We start from the raw sequence: 18,477 nt of genomic DNA, 5'->3' as shown, positions 1-18,477 counted from the left end.
TACGCCTCTCACCATGCCAACCGTTCGGATGATTCATGCTGCAACAGATGGGGCTCATTCCCTGCCATCAGGTCGATGCCGCAGTGCGCACCGCCGAAGATCAACTTGCGGCTTCCGGAAGGCGCTCCGCCGCCGAGCGCGTCGCGTTGCTGTGGAGGCTTTGCGACGCATTGCAGAGCCGATTCCTGTGCACCAATTCCGCCGCCGACCTGAATAGCGCGATCGACGCGGTGCGGGCCGCGCGGGAGCTGGTGCCGAAGGCCCGGCCCGAGGCGCGGCTGGTCGCGGTCCGACTCGCCTCGCTGCTCGGCATGCGCAGCCGACCCGACGACGAGGAGGAGGCGTTCACGGTGCTCGTGGCCACCCAGCGGGTCCTGCGCCCGGACAGCGGGGAGCACGCGGCGCTCGACTTCATGATCGCCGCCATGCTGCTGCCCCGGTACCTGCGCCACCGGCGGGAGGAGGACCTGACGGCGGCGGTCGAGCGGCTGGAACGGTCCCTGCCCGTCCTGGACCAGGAGGCCAGCCGGGACCGACCGAACCCGCAGCACACCGCGATCATGGCCAACGTCGCCGGGATGGTGCGCTTCCAGCTGGCGTTCACCCACTTCGGCCGGCAGAGCGGCGGGCTGACCGACGAGGGCGACGAGGGGCGGATCGTCGCCCTGCTCGCCGAGGCGGAGCGGCTGTCGCCGCAGATGTCGTCCATGACCGGCATGCTGCACCAGGTCCGGGAGCTGCAGCGGGGTCTGGTGCAGGGTGAGGCGGCGGACCCGATGGCCATGGCCGAGCAGCTCTCGATCGACAACGGCCCCTTCCCCATCGCCAGCGGGATGCTGGAGAGCACGGCCAGCGCGATCCGGGCCGGCGGGCGGCTGGGCTCCTCCGGCGACCTGCAGGCGCTCGACGCGCAGATCGCCGTGCTGGAGGCCGAGCTCGCCGCCCCCGACCGCTACGAGCCCGACCCCGCGACGCAGCTCGTCACGCTGGCACAGTCCTACCAGCTACGGGCCAGGACGAAAGGGCTGTCCGAGGACCCGTCGGCGGGCGCCGACCGGCTGCGGGCGCAGGAGCTGGCGACCGAGGCGCTCGCCGTGGGCGGCGGCAACCAGGACCAGGCCCGGCTCGTGCTGGGCGTCTGCAAGCTGGACGCCCACCGCCCCGAGCGGCCCGACCCGCAGTCGCTCGACGAGGCGGTCCGGCTCCTGCGGCGGGCGGCCGGCGGCACCAGCCTGAGCCCCGCCATGCGCAACGCCGCCCGCGTCCCGCTGGCCGAGGCGCTGCTCGCGCGGGGCATGCTCGTCGGCGACCCGGACGAGATCGACGAGGCGCTGGCCCTGCTCACCACGCACCGCGACCGGCTGCCGCCGACGTCGTTGCAGCACGCGGTGGCGAGTTCCCGGGTCGCCGCCGCCCTGCACGTGCGCGCCGCGGTAACCGGATCCACGGAGGACCTGCTGCGCGCCGCCGACGCGTCACGCCGGGCGACGGCGGCGATCGGGGAGCTGAGCCTGGTGTGGGCGTACGACACCGCCCTGTACTGGGCCGAGTGGTCCTGGTGGCACGGGCGCACGGGCGACGCGGCCGAGGCGTACCTGCTGACCCTGCGGACGCTCAACCAGATGGCCCGCGCCCAGCTCAGCCGGGCGTACGGCGAGTTGGTCCTGCGGCGGCGCACGCGCGGGCTGGTCGGCCGGGCCGCGCACGCGCTGACCCGCCGCCGGCGGCTGCCGGAGGCCGCCGTGGCCCTGGAGTCGGGCCGGGCCGTGCTGCTGTCGGCCGCGCTGGAGCGGGACCTCGTCGGCCTCACCGGCGCGGAGCACGCCCCCGTGCGCGAGCGCTACCGCCGGGCGGTGGACCGGCTGACCGAGCTGGAGGACCTGGCGCAACGCGAGGCGTCGACGCGGGACGACCCGACGTTCGACGGGGCGTCCACAGCGGAGGAACAGACGGGGGAGGAACGGGCGTGAGCGACGTACCCACCCGGCGGGAGGGCCCCGGCCGGCAGGCCCCGCCCACCACCGCCGACCCGGCGCCGGGCAGCGCGCCGGCCACCACCCGGGAGACGCCGACGACGCCCCCGGCCGCACCGGCGACCGGCGACGACAGCGGCCTGCCGCAGGGCGTGTCGGCGCGCTTCAGCCCGGTCCGCCACCTGGCCACCGGCGGGGAGGCGCACCTGGTCATGCTGGTCGAGGAGCGGGCCACCGGCCTGACCCGGGTGGCGAAGGTCTACCCCACCTCCGTGCGACCAGACCCACGGCTGCTCGACGCGCTGCGCACCGCCGACGAACGCCACGTGGTCCGCATGCTCGACTACGGCACGGAGGTCAACCGGTACGGCACCCCCACCAGCTGGGAGGTGCTGGAATACCTGCCGCACGGCTCGCTCGCCGCGCTGGCCCGCGCCCACGGCGGCCCGCTCCCGACGCAGCAGGTGCGCCGGGTCGTCGAGGAGGTCACCGCCGCCCTGGCCTACCTGCACGGGCAGCTGCGCCACGGCGACGCCACCGGCATCGCCCACCGCGACATCAAGCCGGAGAACGTACTGGTCCGCTCGCTGGACCCGCTGGAGCTGGTGCTCTGCGACTTCGGCCTGGTCGCCGAGCTGCGGGCCACCCGACGCAGCACCGGCCGGGCGGGAACTCCCGCCTACCAGGCCCCGGAGACGTGGTGGCAGAAGAGCCAGGAGCCCGCGCAGGACTGGTGGTCGCTCGGGGTCCTCGTCGTCGAGCTGCTCACCGGCCGCAACCCCAACAGCGGCGTGGGCGGCGACACCGCCAACGAGCGGACCATCTTCGAACACGTCGCCAAGTACGGCGTCGACCTCAGCGGCGTCACCGACCCCGGCTGGCTGCTGCTGTGCCGGGGCCTGCTGACCCGGGCGCCCGAGCTGCGCTGGGGCGCGGACCAGGTGCGGGACTGGCTGGCCGGCGAGACGCCCGCCGTCGACGACCCCGACCCCGCGCCGGAGCCGGAGCAGCGGCCGGTGCCCCCGTTCGAGCTGGCCGGGCGCCTCTGCCGGACCCCGGCTGAGGTGGGCGTGGCGATGTCCGAGAACTGGCAGGCCGCCGTGGCGCTGTTCCGCCGCCGGGAGAGCCAGCTCGACCTCGACGACTGGCTGCGCGACAACTTCCCCCGGCTCAACCTGCCGACCAACCTGATGAAGTCGAAGGCCACCGGGCGGGACGACGCCGCCGCCCGGGTCGTCCGCTTCGTCTCCCACGTCGCGCCGGAACTGCCGGCCGTCTTCGCCGACGAGAGCGCCGACGGGCCCGGCCTCGCCGGACTGGCCGGGCGCGCCGCCGCCGGCGAACCGGCCGCCGCCGGCATCGTCGCCCGGCTCGACGCCCAGCTCCTGCGGGCCCTGGCCCGGCACCGCTGCCGGGCGCACCCCGGCTGCGTCGGCGGCCCCTGCGCGGTCCTCGCCGACGCCGCCGAGCGGCTCGCCCGGGTCACCTCGGCCGTCGACGCCCGCGCGGGGCAGCTCGGCGGCGAGCTGACCGCCGGGGCCACGGGCGGCCGGCCACTCGGCAGGCCCCCGGAGCTGGACCAGGCGCTGCCGGTCGCCCGGGCCGTCGCGCTGCGGCTGCTCGTCGACCCCGACCACGGCAGCCGGCTGCGCTCGTCGCTCGCCAGGCAGAAGAGGACCGCGGGTCGCTGCGACTGGTGGGAGCGGCTGCGCGAGGAGGCCGGCTCCGCCGGCGACGACCGGCAGGTCGCCGCCGCCGCGCTCGCCACCGCGCTGATCCCGCTGGCCACCGCCCGGAGGGCCGCGGAGAAGGCGGCCGCCGCCGAGGCCAGACAGCGGAGACGCAACACCGGCGCGGCCCGCGCCGGCTGGGTGCCCCCGGCCCGGGCCACGCTGCGCAACGCCTGGCGGGACGCCGTCAACTACCTGCTCGCGGTCGCGATCGGCTATCTCACCACGTTCGCCGCCGCCGCGTTCTGGACCTTCAACGCGTTCCCCGACGCGTGGGCGCGGCCGGCGGTGGTGCTCACCCGCGTCGCCGCCGCGCAGACCGCGATCGCGCTGCCCCTGCTGGCCCTGCTCGCCTGCCTGGTGATCTGCCCCGCCGACGCGGAGGCCGGGCTGCGCCGGGCCCGCCGGCTCTGCTGGGCCGCCGGGGCGGTGGTCTGGGTGCTGCTCACCGCCGACAACGGCACGTACGCGATGTTCCTGCAGTTCCCGGTGGTGCTCGACACCGGCGTACGGACCTGGCTGACCGACCTGGCCACCAGCTACGGCGACGCCTACCTGTTCGTGGCGTGCGGCGGCCTGCTCCTGGCGTGGTGGCTCGGCCGGCGGCTGGCCGCCCGCGCCTACGGCACCGAGGGCGGGCGGCTGTCCGGCCGGGCCCCGAGGTTCGTCCGCGGCACGGTGATCGCGCTGGTGGCAGCGCTCTACCTGCTGCAACCGGTCTACGTGTGGCAGGGGTGGACGGTGCCGCTGCTGCCCGAACCCACCCGGGTGTGGTGGTCGCTGTGAACGTCAGTGAGGTCGCGATGGTGAGGAGGCCGCGATGAGCGGGTTCACCGGCGCCCGGTACGTCGTGGAGACGGCCGCCGAGCGTCTCGCCCGGGAGCAACGGGCCCAGTGGCAGCAGTTCGTGCAGGTCCGGGGCGAGCTGGAGGCGCTGCGCGCCGAGGCCGAGGCGTACCGGTCGGTCTACGGCAGCCGGATCAGCCGGGTCGCCGCCGGCGCGCGGGCCCGCCCCCAGCACTCCCCGCGCCGGATCGCCGCCGCCACCGCCGAGGTCGCCCTGCTGGTCGGCCGCGAGCGGGAACGGCTGCGCACCGAGGTCCTCGCCGCCTCCCGGCAGGACGTCAGCGGCCTGCTCGCCGCCCCGGCGGCCGGGGCGACGCAGCCGGCCCGGCCGCGCCGGCAGTGGGACGAGCGCACCGTCACCGAGCCGGACGCCCGGCGGCGCGACGACGCGACGGCCCGCGCCGCCCGGGCGGGCGACGACGCGGCCGCGCAGGAGCGGCACCGGGCCCGCGCCACCCGGGCCGCCGAACTGCTGTCCCGGCTGCCCGCCGCCACGCCCGACGAGGTCCGCGCGCCGTGCGCCGCGGCGGTCGCCGAGATCGCCGCCGGGGCCCCGGCCAGCCGCGCCCACCTGCTGCTGCGCGACCTGGAGGAACGGGTGACCGCCCAGCAGCGCGCCGAGGAACACGTCGCGCTCACCCGCCGCGACCTGCTCACCATCGCCGCCCCGCTGGAGACGGTGCCCGGCGAGGCGGCGGCCCGGCTGCGCAGGCGGGTGGCCCGGCTCGTCGCCGACCGCGCCGACCACGTCCCCGACGGACTGCGGGCCGAGGCCGACGAGGTCGTCGCGCAGGCCGACCGGGCCCGCCGCCGCAAGGCCGTGGCCGACGCCGTCCGGGTCGGGCTCACCGACCTCGGCTACCGCGTCGGCGACGGCTTCGACACGGCCCTGGCCGGCACCGGGGTGGCGTACGCGGCGATGGACGGCGACACCGGCTACGGCGTGAAGGTGCTGCTCGACCGGGACGACCCGGTCATCCGCACCCAGGTGGTCCGCGCCGGCACCGCCCACGCCGCGCGCACCGAGGACGACGCCGCCGCGGAACGGAAGTTCTGCGACGACTACGAGGTGATCAAGCGGCGGGTGCGCCGCGCCGGCATCCCCATCGACCAGTTCGGGCAGGTCGACCCGGGCCGGCAGGCGGTGCAGGTCGTCGCCGACGAGATGATCCCCGCGCAGGCCCACCGTGCCGCCGGGCAACAGAGGAGGCAGGGGCTGTGACCACACCGCCGACCGACGAGACGACCCAGCAGCCGGCGTGGCTGCGCGAGGTGAGCCTCGCGCTCTGCGCGCACCCGCAGGTCCTGCTCACCGGCAACGTCCGCGACCTCTACCGGCTGCCCGACCCGGAACGCGCGGGCGCCGTCCGGTTCATGGGCCTGGTCGAGGCGCTGTGGAGCGTCGCCCGGGCCCGCGGCTACGCGGCGCTGCTGACGTACTCCAGCGGCGTCGGCGTGGAGGTCGCCGCGCAGCTGCCCGACGGCGGCGCGGCGGCCGCCCAGGCCGTGCTGCGCGACGCCGACGTCGAACCGAACCGCCCGCTGCACCTGGCCCAGGTGCGCGACCTGCTCGGCGCGGTGGTGGACGTGCCCCGGCGGCGCGCCGCCGGCCCACCCGTGGCGCTGGCCCTGGTCGACGCGGCCCGGCTGTTCACCGGCGAGCTGCTCTCCCCCGAGGAACGCCTCTTCCTCGCCACCGCCGACCGGCTCGCCTACCGCGCCACCCCGGTGGGCAGCGGCTACAACACCGTCTTCTGGGTGCTCGACCGCGAGCACGACCTGCCGGCGTGGTTCGCCACCGGCAACCACACCCTGCGGATCACCGCGATCCCCGAACCCGACCTGGCGGCCCGCCTCCAGACCGCCAACGACCTGGTCGCCACCCTGCCCGGGATGCCGCAGGACACCGACGAGCGGTGGGCCGTCGCCCGCCGGTTCGCCGAGGCCAGCCACGGCATGCGGCTGCGCAGCATGCGCGACGTGGTGCGCCTCGCCACCGCCGCCGGCATCCCCGGCCCCCGCGTCGATGACGCCGTCCGCGCGTTCCGGGTGGGCGTGCCGGACAACCCGTGGCAGAGCGCCGGGCTGCGGGAACGGCTCAGAACCGCGCAGCAGGAGCTGAGCCACCGGGTGCTGGGGCAGCCCGACGCCGTACGCCGGGTGCTCGACATCCTGGCCCGCTCGGCGACCGGGCTGGCCGGCGCGCACACCGGCGGACGCAGCAAGCCCCGCGGCGTGCTGTTCTTCGCCGGCCCCACCGGCGTCGGCAAGACCGAGTTGGCCAAGGCGCTGGCCGCGCTGCTGTTCGGCGACGAGAACGCCTACCTGCGCTTCGACATGAGCGAGTTCGCCGCCGAACACACCGAGGCCCGGCTGATCGGCGCCCCACCCGGGTTCATCGGCCACGACGCGGGCGGCGAGCTGACCAACGGCATCCGGCAGCAGCCGTTCCGGGTGGTGCTGTTCGACGAGATCGAGAAGGCCCATCCCCGCCTGCTCGACAAGTTCCTCCAGATCCTCGACGACGGCCGGCTCACCGACGGCCGGGGCGGCACCGTCTACTTCACCGAGGCGCTCATCGTCTTCACCACCAACCTGGGCATCGTCATCCAGGACGAGGACGGCAAGCCGAAGGAGAACGTCACCCCCGCCCAGGAACTGCCCGACATCGAGCAGGGCGTACGCCACTACATCGAGGTGTTCTTCCGCCACCTGCTGCGCCGGCCCGAGCTGTTCAACCGGGTGCAGCAGAGCATCGTCGTCTTCGACTTCCTGCGGCCCGAGGTGGCGGTGGAGATCGCCGACCGGGCGATCGGCCGCGTCGCCGAGGCCGTGCACCGCACGTACGGGGCGACGCTGGAGTTCAGCGACGACGCCCGCGACGAGCTGCGCAAGGAAGCCACGTTCGACCTGTCCAACGGCGGCCGGGGCATCGTGTCGGCCATCGAGAGCATCCTGGTCAACCCGCTCGCCCGGGAGGTCTTCGCCAACCCGCCCGCGCCCGGGCAGACGCTGCGCGTCGCCGCGATCGCCCAGGACGGCCAGAACCGCGAGCTGGTGATGGAGTGAGGCTGCGACTGTCCCGGCTGCACCACCCGGTCACCGCCCTCGGGCCGGGCCGCCGCGTCGGCGTCTGGGTACAGGGCTGCGTCATCGGCTGCCCCGGCTGCGTCTCCCGCGACACCTGGGTCGCCGGGCCCCACCACGACGTCGACGTCGACGACGTGCTCGACCGGGTCGCCGCCCTCGACCCGGCCGGCCTCACCGGCGTCACCGTCACCGGCGGCGAACCGTCGGAGCAGCCCGAGGCCCTCGCCGCGCTGCTCACCGGGCTCCGCGCGCTCGGCGCCGGGCACGACTGGGACGTGCTGTGCTACACCGGCGTCGAGCTCGACGAGTTCCGGGCCCGCTGCCCCGGGGCGTACCCCCTGGTCGACGCGCTGATCACCGGCCCCTACCGCGCCGGGGAACCGACGGACCTCGTCTGGCGCGGCTCGGCCAACCAGCGGCTGGTGCCGTGCTCGCCGCTCGGCCGCCGCCGCTACGCGCCGTGGGTCGACGCCCGCCGCGACCGCCCCGAGCTGCAACTACAGGTCGACGACGACCGGGTCTGGCTCGTCGGCATCCCCGGACGCGGCGACCTCGCCCGCGTCGAGCGCGCCCTGCAGGCCCAGGGCATCCGGCTGGAAGGAGTGTCATGGCGGCCCTGACCTGCCCGAACCACGGGCCGCAGCCGGCCGGCGGCGCGTTCTGCCCCAGCTGCATGGAGTTCCTCGTGCCGGAGTCCGCGACACCGGAGGCCGGCGCCGGGCAGGTGTGCCCCATCCCCGGCTGCGGCAACCAGCTCGACGCCGACGGCCGCTGCCCCCTGCACGACCTCGGCGGGATGGCCACCGAGGCCGGCACCTGGGCCGGCGATCCCCCGCCCGGGCGGCCGGCGGACCGGCCGGGCAGCACCGACCGGCCCGCCGGTCCGGGACCGGGCGGCGCGCCCGCCACCACCCGCGACGCGCCGCCGGACGCCACGGCGTACCGGCTGGAGTTCCCGTTCGGGCCGGTCGGCGTCGGCCGCGCCGAGGTCCGCGTCGGCCGCGCCGACGACCTCGGCGACATCGCCGCCCGGCTGGCCGCGCACCACAACGTGTCCCGGCAGCACGCGCTGCTCTGGGTCGAGCACGGCGAGCTGTACGTGCAGGACCTCGGCTCCACCAACGGCACCTACGTCAACGACCGTCGCCTGGACCCGCACACCCGCCAGCGCCTCTTCGACGGCGACGAGCTGCGCCTGGCCAGCACCGTACGGGCCCGGGTGCGCCGCACCGGAGGAACGCCATGACCGCGTCCACACCGGACCCGCGCGCCTTCGCGGCGGTACGGGTCTGCGCCGTCACCGCCCGCGGCGCCGTCCGCGCCGGCAACGAGGACGCCGTCCTCGTCCTCGACTGGATCAGCCAGTCCCCGCGCGCCCGCGTCACCGACCTCACCACCGCCTGGACCCCGCCCCTGGCCTGCGCCGTCGCCGACGGCCTCGGCGGGCACCGCGCCGGCGAGCTGGCCAGCCGGCTCGCCGCCGCCGACCTCGCCAACCGCTACATCGCCTGGGACTCGCCCCACGCCGTGCACCACGGGATCGTCGCCATCGGCCGCGCCCTGCACGACACGGCCGCCCGCCAACCCGGCACCACCGGCATGCGGACCACCATCGCGGGCGTCCTGCTCACCGGCGACGGCGCGTACGTGTTCAACGTCGGCGACAGCCGCGCCTACCGGATCACCGACGGCTACCTGGAGCAGCTCAGCGTCGACGACGCCGGCCCGGACGGGGCCACGGTCACCCAGTGCCTCGGCGACCCGCCCGACGCCCCCCTCGCCCCGCACGTCGCCCTCGCCCCGCTGGACCCGGCCGGCGCCCGCTTCCTGCTGTGCACCGACGGCGTCCACGGCCAGCTCGACGAGCGGCACCTGCGCACCATCTGCCGCACCCCGGACCCCCGGGCGCTGGTCGAGACGCTGCGCGACGAGGTCTACGCCGCCGGTGCCGCCGACAACCTCACCGCCGTCGTCGTCGACGTCCTGCCCCGTGAGTGAGCAGGCGTCAATCCCACGCAGGGGTCCGGCGTCACGCCCCCGCGGCGGGCAGGCGTCCCGCCCCGGGGGTGAGCAGCCGTTCCCGCAGGCGGGCGTGGCGGAACTGGTAGACGCCGCCGATCTGGCGCAGGACGCCGCGCCGGTGCGCGTCGTCCAGGAACGCCAGCAGCCGCCACGGCAGCTCACCCCGCACCGCGAACCACGCCCGCGCCACCCCGAAGCGACCCCACGCGGTGAACAGCACACTCGCCCCGGCCGTCGCGGCGGCGACCGCGAGGCCGGTGCCCGCGTCGATCAGGGCCGCCGTGGTGAAGCCGAGGATGCCGCCGCGCACGACGGCCTTCGCCAGCGCCGTACGCCGGTCGGCGCCCAGCACCGCCAGCGGACCCGCCGCGGCCGTCACGTCGGTCGGCACGTCCAGCCAGGCGTCCAGGAACAGCGCCAGCAGCAGCGCCCCCGCCGCCGCGACGGCCGCCGCGCCCCCGGCGGCCAGCCACCCGGCGGCGACGATCGCCGCCCCGCCGGTCACCCACCCGACCAGCCCGGGCGTGACCATGCCGCGACGGGGACGCGGCAGGCCCCCCGGGACGCCGCCGGGCCGCAACAGGCGGGCCGCCTGCCGGTGCCAACCGGCCCCACCGCCGTCGTCGGCCGGCAACCCGGTGGGCACCAACGGCTGGCGGACCATCACGAACCCGCTGACGACCGCGCCAACCACCGCGCCGACGCCACCCGCGACGCCGCCGGCGGCCGACCCGGCCACCACGCCCAGGGCCACCGCGCCGAACACCCCGCCGACCGCGGCCGGCACGGCGCGCGGCGGCACGGCGGACAGCCGCCACCAGGCGATGTCCGGCCCGGCGTGCGCCGCCAGCCACGCCAACCAGGGCCCGACGCGGGCCGCCGTCCGGGCCGCCGTCCCGCCCGCGTGCTCGGTGTAGGCGACCGCGACGGCCCGGTCCAGCAGGTGCCCGGCGAGGTCGTCGGCCGTGCCGAACCGGCCCGGGTCCAACAGCGCCGCCGGGTCGGCCCCGGTGTCGCTGTAGGCGGCGCGGGCCAGCGACGTCATCAGCGGCGTGGCGAGCACCCGGGCGACGAGCCGGGCCCGGTCGTCGGCGGGCGCGGCGGCGAGCCGGGCCAGCACCGGCTCCCACCTGGTCGTCGAGGCGGGACCGGCGGGACGGGCCGTACGCGGCAGGTACGCCGCCAGGTCCGCCACCCCCAGCGGCAGCAGCCGCACCACGGCCGCGCCGGTGAGCACGTCGCCGTCGCCCACCGCGTCCAGGTACTGCGCGGTCCGGCTCGCCACGACGAGGCCCGGCAGCCCCGGCGACGCGGCGTTGAGAGCGAGCAGCGCCACCGGACGCGCCGCCGCCGGCAGCTCGTCGAGCCCGTCCAGCACCGGCAGGATCCGCTCCTCGGCGAGCAGGGCCGCCGCCACCGTGCCGAAGTCCGGATGCCCGGCGGCCAACGCCGGGTAGTCGGCGGCCAACCGGGCCACCAGCCAGTCGGCGAAGCCCGACCGGCCCGGATCCCAGGACGTCGCCGACAGCAGCACCGGCACCGGCTCGCCCGGCACACCGTCTGCGATCAGGTCCAGCACCAGCCGGATCAGCAGCACCGACTTGCCGCCACCGGCCGGCCCCAGCACCACCAGCCGCCGCGACGGGACCCGGCGGAACACGGCCGCGACCTCCGGCAGCCGCCCGGCGACCGCCACCTCCACCGCCGTCGCGCCGGCCGCCGCCAGCCCGACGTTCGCCCAGTGGTCCTGGCCGCCCAGCCCGGCGGGGAGCGCCTCCCACCGCACGGGGATCGGCACCGGGTCCTGGACCCGGCGCAGCGCCTCCTCCACCCGCCACTGCTGGCGCACGGCCGCCCGCAGCGCGCCCTGGTGCTCGTCGAGCGACCGCGCGGGCCGGCGCGCACGGCCGCCCCACACGGCGAGAAGCAGCGTGGCCGCCGCGACCGTGAAGCTGCCGACGCTCGCCACCCGGTCCGCGGTCTCCAGGTCGGACCGCCAGATGACCCACCCGGCAACGACGACGGCAACCGTGACGACATACGGAACGAGGGGTTGATGACGGACCTTCGACAGAATTCGCCGCACGCGGTTCATGATGGCGGGCAGCGTCCAGACGCGCTCTACGACGAGCTGCGGGCCGCCCACGCCGAACTGCGGGCGGCCATCGGGGAGATCCAGCAGATCCCCGGCTACGAGCAGTTCCTCGCCCCGGTCGAGATCGGCGACGTCACGGGCGCGGCCGACCACCCCCTGGTGTACGTCACACCGGCCGACGACACCGGCCTCGCGCTCGTCGTGCGGGGCGACGACATCGTCGACGTGCCGCTGCCGCACCTGCGGGCGGCCCAGGTGCACGAATGGGCCGAACGGCACCGCGAGCACTTCCCCACCGCCGACGCCCCCGCCTCCCGCCGGGCCGCCTGGGACCGGCACCTCGCGCAGCTGTGCGACTGGCTGTGGGAGGCCGTCGCCGGGCCCCTGCTGACCGAGCTGGCCGGCGAGTCGCGGGCGTCGGTCGTACCGTGCGGCCTGGTCGGGCTGCTGCCCCTGCACGCCGCCCGGTACGCCGACGCCGCGCGCCCGGCGGGTTTCGGCTACCTCGCCGACGCGCTCGCCCTCAGCTACGTGCCGAACGCCCGGGCGCTGGCCGCGAGCCGGCGGCGGGCCGCGGCCGCCCCCGACGGGGGCCTGCTCGTCGTCGCCGACCCGGAGCTGTCCTACGCCCGGTGGGAGGGGGCCGCGGCCGCCGCCACCTTCGACGGCCCGGTCACCACGCTCACCTGGCCCGACGCGACCGTCGCGCGGGTCCGCGCGGAACTGCCCGCCGCCCGGGTCGCCCACTTCGGCTGCCACGGCAACGCCGACCAGCGGGACCCGCTGCGCAGCGCCCTGCGGCTGGCCGGCGAGGCCCGGCTGCGGCTGGCCGACGTGCTGCCGCTGCGGCTGCGCACGCGACTGGCGGTGCTGTCGGCGTGCGAGACGTTCCTGCCCGGCCTCGACCTGCCCGACGAGGTGATCTCCCTGCCGGCGGGCCTCGTGCAGGCCGGCGTCGCGGGCGTGCTGGCGTCGATGTGGCCGGTCGACGACCACGCCACCGCCCTGCTCATGACCGAGTTCTACCGACGCTGGCGCGCCGACGACGCCACCTCGCCCGCCGAGGCGCTGGCCGGCACCCAGCGGTGGCTGCGCGACGTCACCCCGGCACAGCTGGAGGACCGCTGGGCCCAGGCCCTCGACGCGGGCGAGGCATGGCTGCCGGTCGACGCCGCCGAGGCGCTGCTGCCGCAGGTGTTCCGCAGCGGCAGCGGCGACTCCCGCCCGTGGTCCGCGCCGTCGGTGTGGGCGGCATTCGCGTTCACGGGGGCGTGAGCGGTGCCCGACGACACCTGGACCCTGCGCTGGGTCGCCGCGCAGGCCCGCACCCGCCTCGGCGAACTCGTCGCCGACGCGGAGGCCGCCGCGCGCATCGACAAACTGCTGGCCGAGGCCCTGGCCCGGCCGCCGGGGGTGCTGGCGGACCTGGCCCTCGCGCGCGCCCTGCGCGGCGACCCCGCGCTGGAACGGTGGGCGATGGAGACGCTACGCGCCGCCGAGAGCCGGTTCCGCGCGGAACCCGGCAGCGCCCCGCCGGTGCGCTACCTGACCACGTCCCTGCCCCACCAGGCCCGCCTCGGCACCCGGTTCCCGCTGCACGTGACGATCAGCCGCGACGGCGGCCCCGGCAGCGTCCCCACCCGGCCGTTCCCCGTCCCCGAGCGGGGGGTCGACGTGCTGGTCACGGTCGCCTCGCCGACGCTGTCGATCGAGTCGGACGCCGTCCACGTCGTGCGGGTCCATCCCGGCGACGACCCCGACGGCGTCGTGTTCGTGCTCGGCGCCGCCGAGGAGGGCCGGCACGAGGTCACCGTCCGGGCCTTCCTCGACGGCGGCGGCAGCCAGATCGCCGCGATGGTCCGCACGGTCCTGGTCACCGACTCGGCGTCGTACGCGCCGCCGCACCGGCTGACCGCCCGCGTCGAGCACCTCACCCCCCGGCCCGACGAGGTGGCCCTCCAGGTCGACCGCCACCGCGACGGCTACGCCTTCCGGCTCGTCGGCCGCGACGGCCCCACGGCGACGGCCGAGTCGGTCCCCCGGGGGCTGCTCGCGGACCTGCTGCGCACCGTCAACGCGGCGGCCCGGGGCACCGGCGGGCGGCCCGCCGCCGTGCGGGGCGAACTCGCCGGGTACGGCACGCTGCTGTGGCGGGCGCTGCCGCCGGAGATCGGCCGTGAGGTCGAGGCCCGGCTGGCCACGGCCACCGGCCTGACCATCTGCAGCGACGTCAGCGAGCTGCCGTGGGAACTGCTCCTGCCGCCCACCTGGGACGAGTTCCCCGCCGAGCGGCTCGCGGTCATGCGGCAGACCGGCGGCCACTCCCCCGCCCGGTCGCTGGCGCTGACCGACGCGGTCTTCGTGCACGGCCGCAACCCGCCCACCGGCGCCGTGGCCGAGATCCGGGGGGTCAACGCCGGCCTCGACACCCCGGGCGCCCTGGTCACGTCGACCGAGGAACTGCTGCGCCGCATCGAACGGGGCGACTTCGGCCTGCTGCACCTCGCCTGCCACCAGGACCAGCCCGGCGCGGACTCCGACGGCGGCGTGGCGATGGACGACGGCCGGTTCCGTCCCGTCGCGCTGGCCCGCGCCGCCGCCCGGGGCAGCCTGCGCGCCCGCTGCCCGCTGGTGTTCTTCAACGCCTGCCGCAGCGTCGACGGCGGCTCCTACGACACGCTCATGGGCGGCTGGGCCAACGAGTTCGTCCGCGCCGGCGCGGGCGCGTTCGTCGGCTCCACCTGGGCCGTCCGCACCGACTCGGCGCACCGCTACGCCGACCGGTTCTACGCCGAACTGCGCGGGGGCGCGCCGCTGGCCGCGGCGTCCTTCGCCGCCCGCCGGGAGCTGCTCGCCGACCCGGGTGACCCGACCGGCCTCGCCTACGCCGTCTACGGCGATCCGCAGGCCACCGTCCTGACAGGAGCGACCGCATGAGCGACGACCGTCCCGTCATCGTGATCCACGGCATCGCCAACCGCGACCCGCAGGTGGTCGCCGGCCGGGTGGCGGAGCTGAGCGCCGCCGCCCTCGGCCGGTGGACGATGCACTCCGCCTACTGGGGCGACCTCGGCTCGTCCACCCTCGGGGTGGAGCTGGCGATGCCGCCCGGCCCCGGGCAGCCCTGGGACGTCCGCGACGGCGCGCCGCCGCCGGCCGCCGACGACGCCGGCCTGGGGCTGGCCGGCCCGGTCCCGTTGACGCCCGCGCAACGCCTGGAGCTGGTCCGGGCGCGGGCCCGGCAGACGCTGGACCCGCCGCCGGTCGAGTCGCGGGGCGCGCCGCCGGACGTCACCGACGAGGTGCTGGACGCGATCGCGCAGGAGTGGCCGCGGACCCGGTGGCTGCGCCACGCCGACGACCCGGCGCTGCTGGCCGAGGTGGGCGCGGCGCTCGCCGGGGCGGCGCTGGACGCCGTGGGCGACGCCGGGCACGAGGTACGCGACCCGGGGGCGCTCCGCCGCGTCATCCGCCGCCGCCTGCCCGAGCTGGACCGGGTGGCCGGCGCGGCCGTCGGCGCCGCCGGGGAGCGCTTCTACACCTGGGCCCGGATCGCCCGCGCCCGGTACGTCGCCCTCACCCTCGGCGACGTGCTGGTCTACCAGCGCCACGGCGAGCGGATCCGGGCCCGCATCCGCGAGCAGATCGCCGCTCTCGCGGGGGAACGCGCCGGGCGGGAGGAGCCCGTGCACCTGATCGGGCACAGCCTCGGCGCGGTCATCGCGCTGGACCTGGCCACCGGCGAGGACCCGGTGCGCACGGCGGGGCTGGTGACGTTCGGCTGCCAGTGGCCGCTGTTCCACCTGTTCGACCCGCGCGGCGGCCAGCTCGCCCCGTACGACGGCAGCGGGCCGGTGCTGCTGCCGGACTCGCTGGACCGGTGGTCGAACCTGTGGCATCCGCTGGACCCGCTGGGTTTCGTCGCGAGCCGGCTGTTCCGCTGGGCGGACGGCTCCATGCCCCGGGACGTGCGGGTGGAGCACCTGCTGTCGGACCAGCTCTACACGCACTCGGCGTACTGGACGAACCCGCGGCTGGTCTCGGTGCTGCACGAGACGTTCGCGGAGCCGGAGAGCCGGTGAGTCGGGGCGGTCGTGCGGGGCGGCGCACGCCGCGTAGAGCGTCCTAGGAGGATGGCCCGGGTGGGGTCGGGGAGGATGGGGGCGTGGACATCGAGCCGGTCGACCCCGCCCCCGTCCGGGCGTTCCCCCGGGCGAGCCTGCGGCAACGCTGGACGGACCTGACCTTCGTGCACTGGGCGGTCGCGCCGGAACTCGTCGCGCCGCTGCTGCCCGCCGGCACCCGCCCCGACACCCTCGACGGGGCGGCCCACGTCGGCCTCGTCGGCTTCCGGATGGTCGGGCTGGGTCTCGGCCGAGGGCCGGGGGTGCCGTACCTCGGCACCTTCTGGGAGACCAACGTCCGGCTCTACTCCGTCGATGACGCCGGGCGGCGGGCCGTGGTGTTCCGGTCGCTCGACGCCTCCCGGCTGGTCCCGGTGCTCGTCGCCCGGGCGAGCCTGCGGCTGCCTTACCTGTGGTCGAGGATGCGGCTGGACCGCGACGGCGACACCCTCACGTACCACTGCCGGCGCCGCTGGCCCGGCCCGGCCGGCGCGGCGAGCCGCCTGGTGGTCCGGGTCGGCGACCCGATCGCCGACCCGACGCCGCTGGAACACTTCCTCACCGCCCGCTGGGGGCTGCACACCCGGGCGTACGGGCGCACGCTGCACCTGCCGAACTGGCACCCCCGCTGGCCGCTGCACCGGGCCGAGCTGCTGAGCCTGAACGACGAGCTGGTCGCGGCCGCCGGGCTGCCCGCGCCCGCCGAACCGCCGGTGAGCGTGCTCTACTCCCCCGGCGTGCCGGTCGTGTTCGGCCTGCCCACCGTCACGCGCCGGCCCGGCTGACGGGCCGGCAGGGGCCCGCCGCCGGACCGGCGCGCGACGAGGTGCGGTGGGATCAGAACCGGCCCCAGTCGTCGGCGGCCGGCCGCCACACGTCGATGTTGCGGGGGTCCACCGACATGCGGCGGGCCCGGTGGGTCTCGTGCTCCTCGGGCGTGAAGACCCGGTGCCGGTCGCACAGCTCGTAGCGCGGCCCGTGCACCGGGTCGTGCATGTAGAAGGCGATCGACGTCGACGCGGAGTGGTTGACCAGGTCCGAGGCGATGGGCACCTGCTTGTACTGGGCCCGCGCCCGGCCACGCATCACGTGGTCGAAGCTCTTCATCATGAAGCACAGGTGCGCGACGTAGAACTCCTTGTTGCGCTGGATCGCCAGGCTGTGGTGGTAGCGGTCCTCGCTGCGCAGGAAGGCCGTCACGTCGCCGACGTAGTCGGAGACGAGGAAGCCGAGCACCTCGGTGTAGAAGCGCAGGGTCTCCTCGTACTTCTCGGTGGCGAGGAACGGGTGCACCAGGTCCAGCGGGCGCAGCTCGATCAGCGGCGGCTCGGCGTACTCGGCGAACTCGGTGAACAGCTCGACGATCAGGCCGTTGGGGTCCTTGACGGCGAAGCCGCGCTGGACGAGCCCCTTGACCCGGTCGGCCAGCTCGAGCACCTCGTGCCCGGCCGCGGTGACCCGCTCCCGCAGGTCGTCGAGGACCGCGTCGGACTCGACGCTGAACCCGACCGCCGTGGTCCAGGAGGCCTCCCGCTGCGGCGCGGCGACCAGCTCGATGCTGTGGTGCTCGATGTCGGCGCGCAGGAAGGCGTACTCGTCGTCGTGCTGCTCCAGCTGCAGGCCGACGTGGTACTGGAGGAACTCGATGGAGGCGGCCAGGTCCGGCACCTCGATCCGGGCGTACTCCATGCCGTACGGCCCGCGGCGGCGGGCGGCGGCCTCGGTGGTCATCTGCTACCCCTCTCGGTGTGCTGGTGGTCCCCGGCGGTGGGGAAGCTGACGATGGCCTGGCGCTCGACGACCGGACGCCAGCGTTCCCGGACGAACCGCTCGTGCGAGTCGCTGTGCAGGTAGTCGAGCAGGTCCTGCTCGGTGGGGAACTCCACGACGAAGCCGTGGCTCATGGTGTCGTCGCGGGTGCTGACGTTGGCCCCGCTGCGCCAGTTGCGCATCGCCGGATACCGCGACGGGAACGTCTCCAGCTCGGCCAGGACGGACTCGGCCGCGCCGGGCGGCAGGTCGTCGCGGAAGCGGAACACGAGCATGTGGGTGATCATGGCGGCCGGCTCAGAGGATGAAGCTGAGTCGGGCGCCGGGGTCCATGGACTCCATCACCGGCACGGCCCGCCGCACCCGGAACCGCAGCCCGTCGGCCTCGACCTTGAGCACGTGCTCGTAGCGGCCCACGTAGGTGTAGGCGCCGCCGTCGCGGTAGCGGTGGATGACGAAGTTCGCCGTGATCCAGACGGTCTCCGCGCCGGCCTCCAGCAGGATCACGTTGGACACCATGCGGTGGGTGCGCGAGTGCGGGTTCTCCGCGTGCGCCTTGCGGCTCTTGAGCCGCTTGACCCGGGCCCGGATCAGCTCGTAGTCGTCGGCGACGAAGTATCCGGCGGTGGTGGCGTCCCAGCCGGCCCAGTCGGTGGTCGGCACCTCCAGCCGGCCGCCGGGCTCGAAGAGGGTCAACCACTCGTCGAGGCGCCACTCGTCGAGCAGCTGGGCCTCGCGGTAGAGGAACTCCTCCACCTCGGCGCGGGTGACCTCGCGCGACTCCACACTCACCACTCCCCCACGGCTGCCGTTGGTCGACGTCACGG

The 18,477-nt window shown here is 76.2% G+C and carries 15 protein-coding genes; 11 read left to right on the top strand and 4 right to left on the bottom strand.

Annotated features, from left to right (window positions below):
• The first annotated feature begins 170 nt into the window (after nucleotides 1-170).
• The 7 genes from TK50_RS14265 to TK50_RS14235 are packed head-to-tail and all read left to right on the top strand — an operon-like array spanning nucleotide 171 to nucleotide 9,637.
• Nucleotides 171-1,970 carry a hypothetical protein gene (locus tag TK50_RS14265; protein WP_144420238.1) on the top strand — a complete coding sequence of 600 codons (1,800 nt, stop codon included), beginning with the start codon at nucleotides 171-173 and terminating at the stop codon, nucleotides 1,968-1,970.
• A complete protein-coding gene (locus TK50_RS14260; protein ID WP_043963194.1) occupies nucleotides 1,967-4,489 on the top strand; it encodes a protein kinase domain-containing protein in 2,523 nt (840 codons plus the stop codon). Before TK50_RS14265 ends, TK50_RS14260 begins: the two co-directional genes overlap by 4 nt.
• 34 nt (nucleotides 4,490-4,523) lie before the next feature.
• A complete protein-coding gene (locus TK50_RS14255; RefSeq protein ID WP_043963193.1) occupies nucleotides 4,524-5,771 on the top strand; it encodes a hypothetical protein in 1,248 nt (415 codons plus the stop codon).
• Nucleotides 5,768-7,618, top strand: a complete 1,851-nt coding sequence (locus TK50_RS14250; RefSeq protein ID WP_043963192.1) for an AAA family ATPase — start codon at nucleotides 5,768-5,770, stop codon at nucleotides 7,616-7,618. The genes TK50_RS14255 and TK50_RS14250 overlap by 4 nt, the downstream gene beginning before the upstream one ends.
• The gene (locus TK50_RS14245; RefSeq protein WP_043963191.1) at nucleotides 7,615-8,259 is read left to right on the top strand and encodes a 4Fe-4S single cluster domain-containing protein; all 645 of its coding nucleotides are present in this window, start codon (nucleotides 7,615-7,617) and stop codon (nucleotides 8,257-8,259) included. Before TK50_RS14250 ends, TK50_RS14245 begins: the two co-directional genes overlap by 4 nt.
• Nucleotides 8,247-8,885, top strand: coding sequence for an FHA domain-containing protein (locus tag TK50_RS32225; RefSeq protein WP_052503761.1), 639 nt, complete (start codon nucleotides 8,247-8,249; stop codon nucleotides 8,883-8,885). The genes TK50_RS14245 and TK50_RS32225 overlap by 13 nt, the downstream gene beginning before the upstream one ends.
• Nucleotides 8,882-9,637, top strand: a complete 756-nt coding sequence (locus TK50_RS14235) for a PP2C family protein-serine/threonine phosphatase (protein WP_052503760.1) — start codon at nucleotides 8,882-8,884, stop codon at nucleotides 9,635-9,637. Before TK50_RS32225 ends, TK50_RS14235 begins: the two co-directional genes overlap by 4 nt.
• A 31-nt stretch (nucleotides 9,638-9,668) precedes the next feature.
• Here the strand turns inward: TK50_RS14235 and TK50_RS14230 are convergent, their stop codons facing one another.
• Nucleotides 9,669-11,747: an NACHT domain-containing protein gene (locus tag TK50_RS14230; protein ID WP_158499174.1), complete on the bottom strand. Its 2,079-nt coding sequence runs from the start codon at nucleotides 11,745-11,747 to the stop codon at nucleotides 9,669-9,671.
• On the opposite strand from TK50_RS14230, the gene TK50_RS14225 reads away from it, so the two are divergent.
• The 4 genes from TK50_RS14225 (at nucleotide 11,718) to TK50_RS14210 (ending at nucleotide 16,665) form a co-directional block, all read left to right on the top strand.
• Nucleotides 11,718-13,031, top strand: a complete 1,314-nt coding sequence (locus TK50_RS14225; RefSeq protein WP_043963189.1) for a CHAT domain-containing protein — start codon at nucleotides 11,718-11,720, stop codon at nucleotides 13,029-13,031. The genes TK50_RS14230 and TK50_RS14225 overlap by 30 nt on opposite strands.
• Before the next feature lie 3 nt (nucleotides 13,032-13,034).
• The gene (locus tag TK50_RS14220; RefSeq protein ID WP_043963188.1) at nucleotides 13,035-14,693 is read left to right on the top strand and encodes a CHAT domain-containing protein; all 1,659 of its coding nucleotides are present in this window, start codon (nucleotides 13,035-13,037) and stop codon (nucleotides 14,691-14,693) included.
• The gene (locus tag TK50_RS14215; RefSeq protein ID WP_043963186.1) at nucleotides 14,690-15,838 is read left to right on the top strand and encodes an RBBP9/YdeN family alpha/beta hydrolase; all 1,149 of its coding nucleotides are present in this window, start codon (nucleotides 14,690-14,692) and stop codon (nucleotides 15,836-15,838) included. The genes TK50_RS14220 and TK50_RS14215 overlap by 4 nt, the downstream gene beginning before the upstream one ends.
• Before the next feature lie 83 nt (nucleotides 15,839-15,921).
• Nucleotides 15,922-16,665 (top strand): YqjF family protein, encoded by a 744-nt coding sequence (locus TK50_RS14210; protein ID WP_043963185.1) that lies wholly within the window; start codon nucleotides 15,922-15,924, stop codon nucleotides 16,663-16,665.
• Nucleotides 16,666-16,717: 52 nt separating this feature from the next.
• Here TK50_RS14210 and TK50_RS14205 read toward each other — a convergent pair whose 3' ends face one another.
• Genes TK50_RS14205 through TK50_RS33685 form a run of 3 tightly spaced genes read right to left on the bottom strand, consistent with a single transcriptional unit; the run spans nucleotide 16,718 to nucleotide 18,475 of the window.
• A complete protein-coding gene (locus TK50_RS14205; RefSeq protein WP_043963184.1) occupies nucleotides 16,718-17,611 on the bottom strand; it encodes a VOC family protein in 894 nt (297 codons plus the stop codon).
• Entirely contained in the window at nucleotides 17,608-17,925 is a 318-nt protein-coding gene (locus tag TK50_RS14200; protein WP_158499173.1) for a Dabb family protein, read from the bottom strand. Before TK50_RS14200 ends, TK50_RS14205 begins: the two co-directional genes overlap by 4 nt.
• Before the next feature lie 22 nt (nucleotides 17,926-17,947).
• A complete protein-coding gene (locus tag TK50_RS33685) occupies nucleotides 17,948-18,475 on the bottom strand; it encodes an aromatic-ring-hydroxylating dioxygenase subunit beta (RefSeq protein ID WP_199486027.1) in 528 nt (175 codons plus the stop codon).
• Nucleotides 18,476-18,477 lie beyond the last annotated feature (2 nt).

The sequence above is a fragment of the Micromonospora haikouensis genome (assembly GCF_000876225.1).
Lineage (GTDB): Bacteria > Actinomycetota > Actinomycetes > Mycobacteriales > Micromonosporaceae > Micromonospora > Micromonospora haikouensis.
This window is presented reverse-complemented; position numbering and strand designations above follow the sequence as displayed.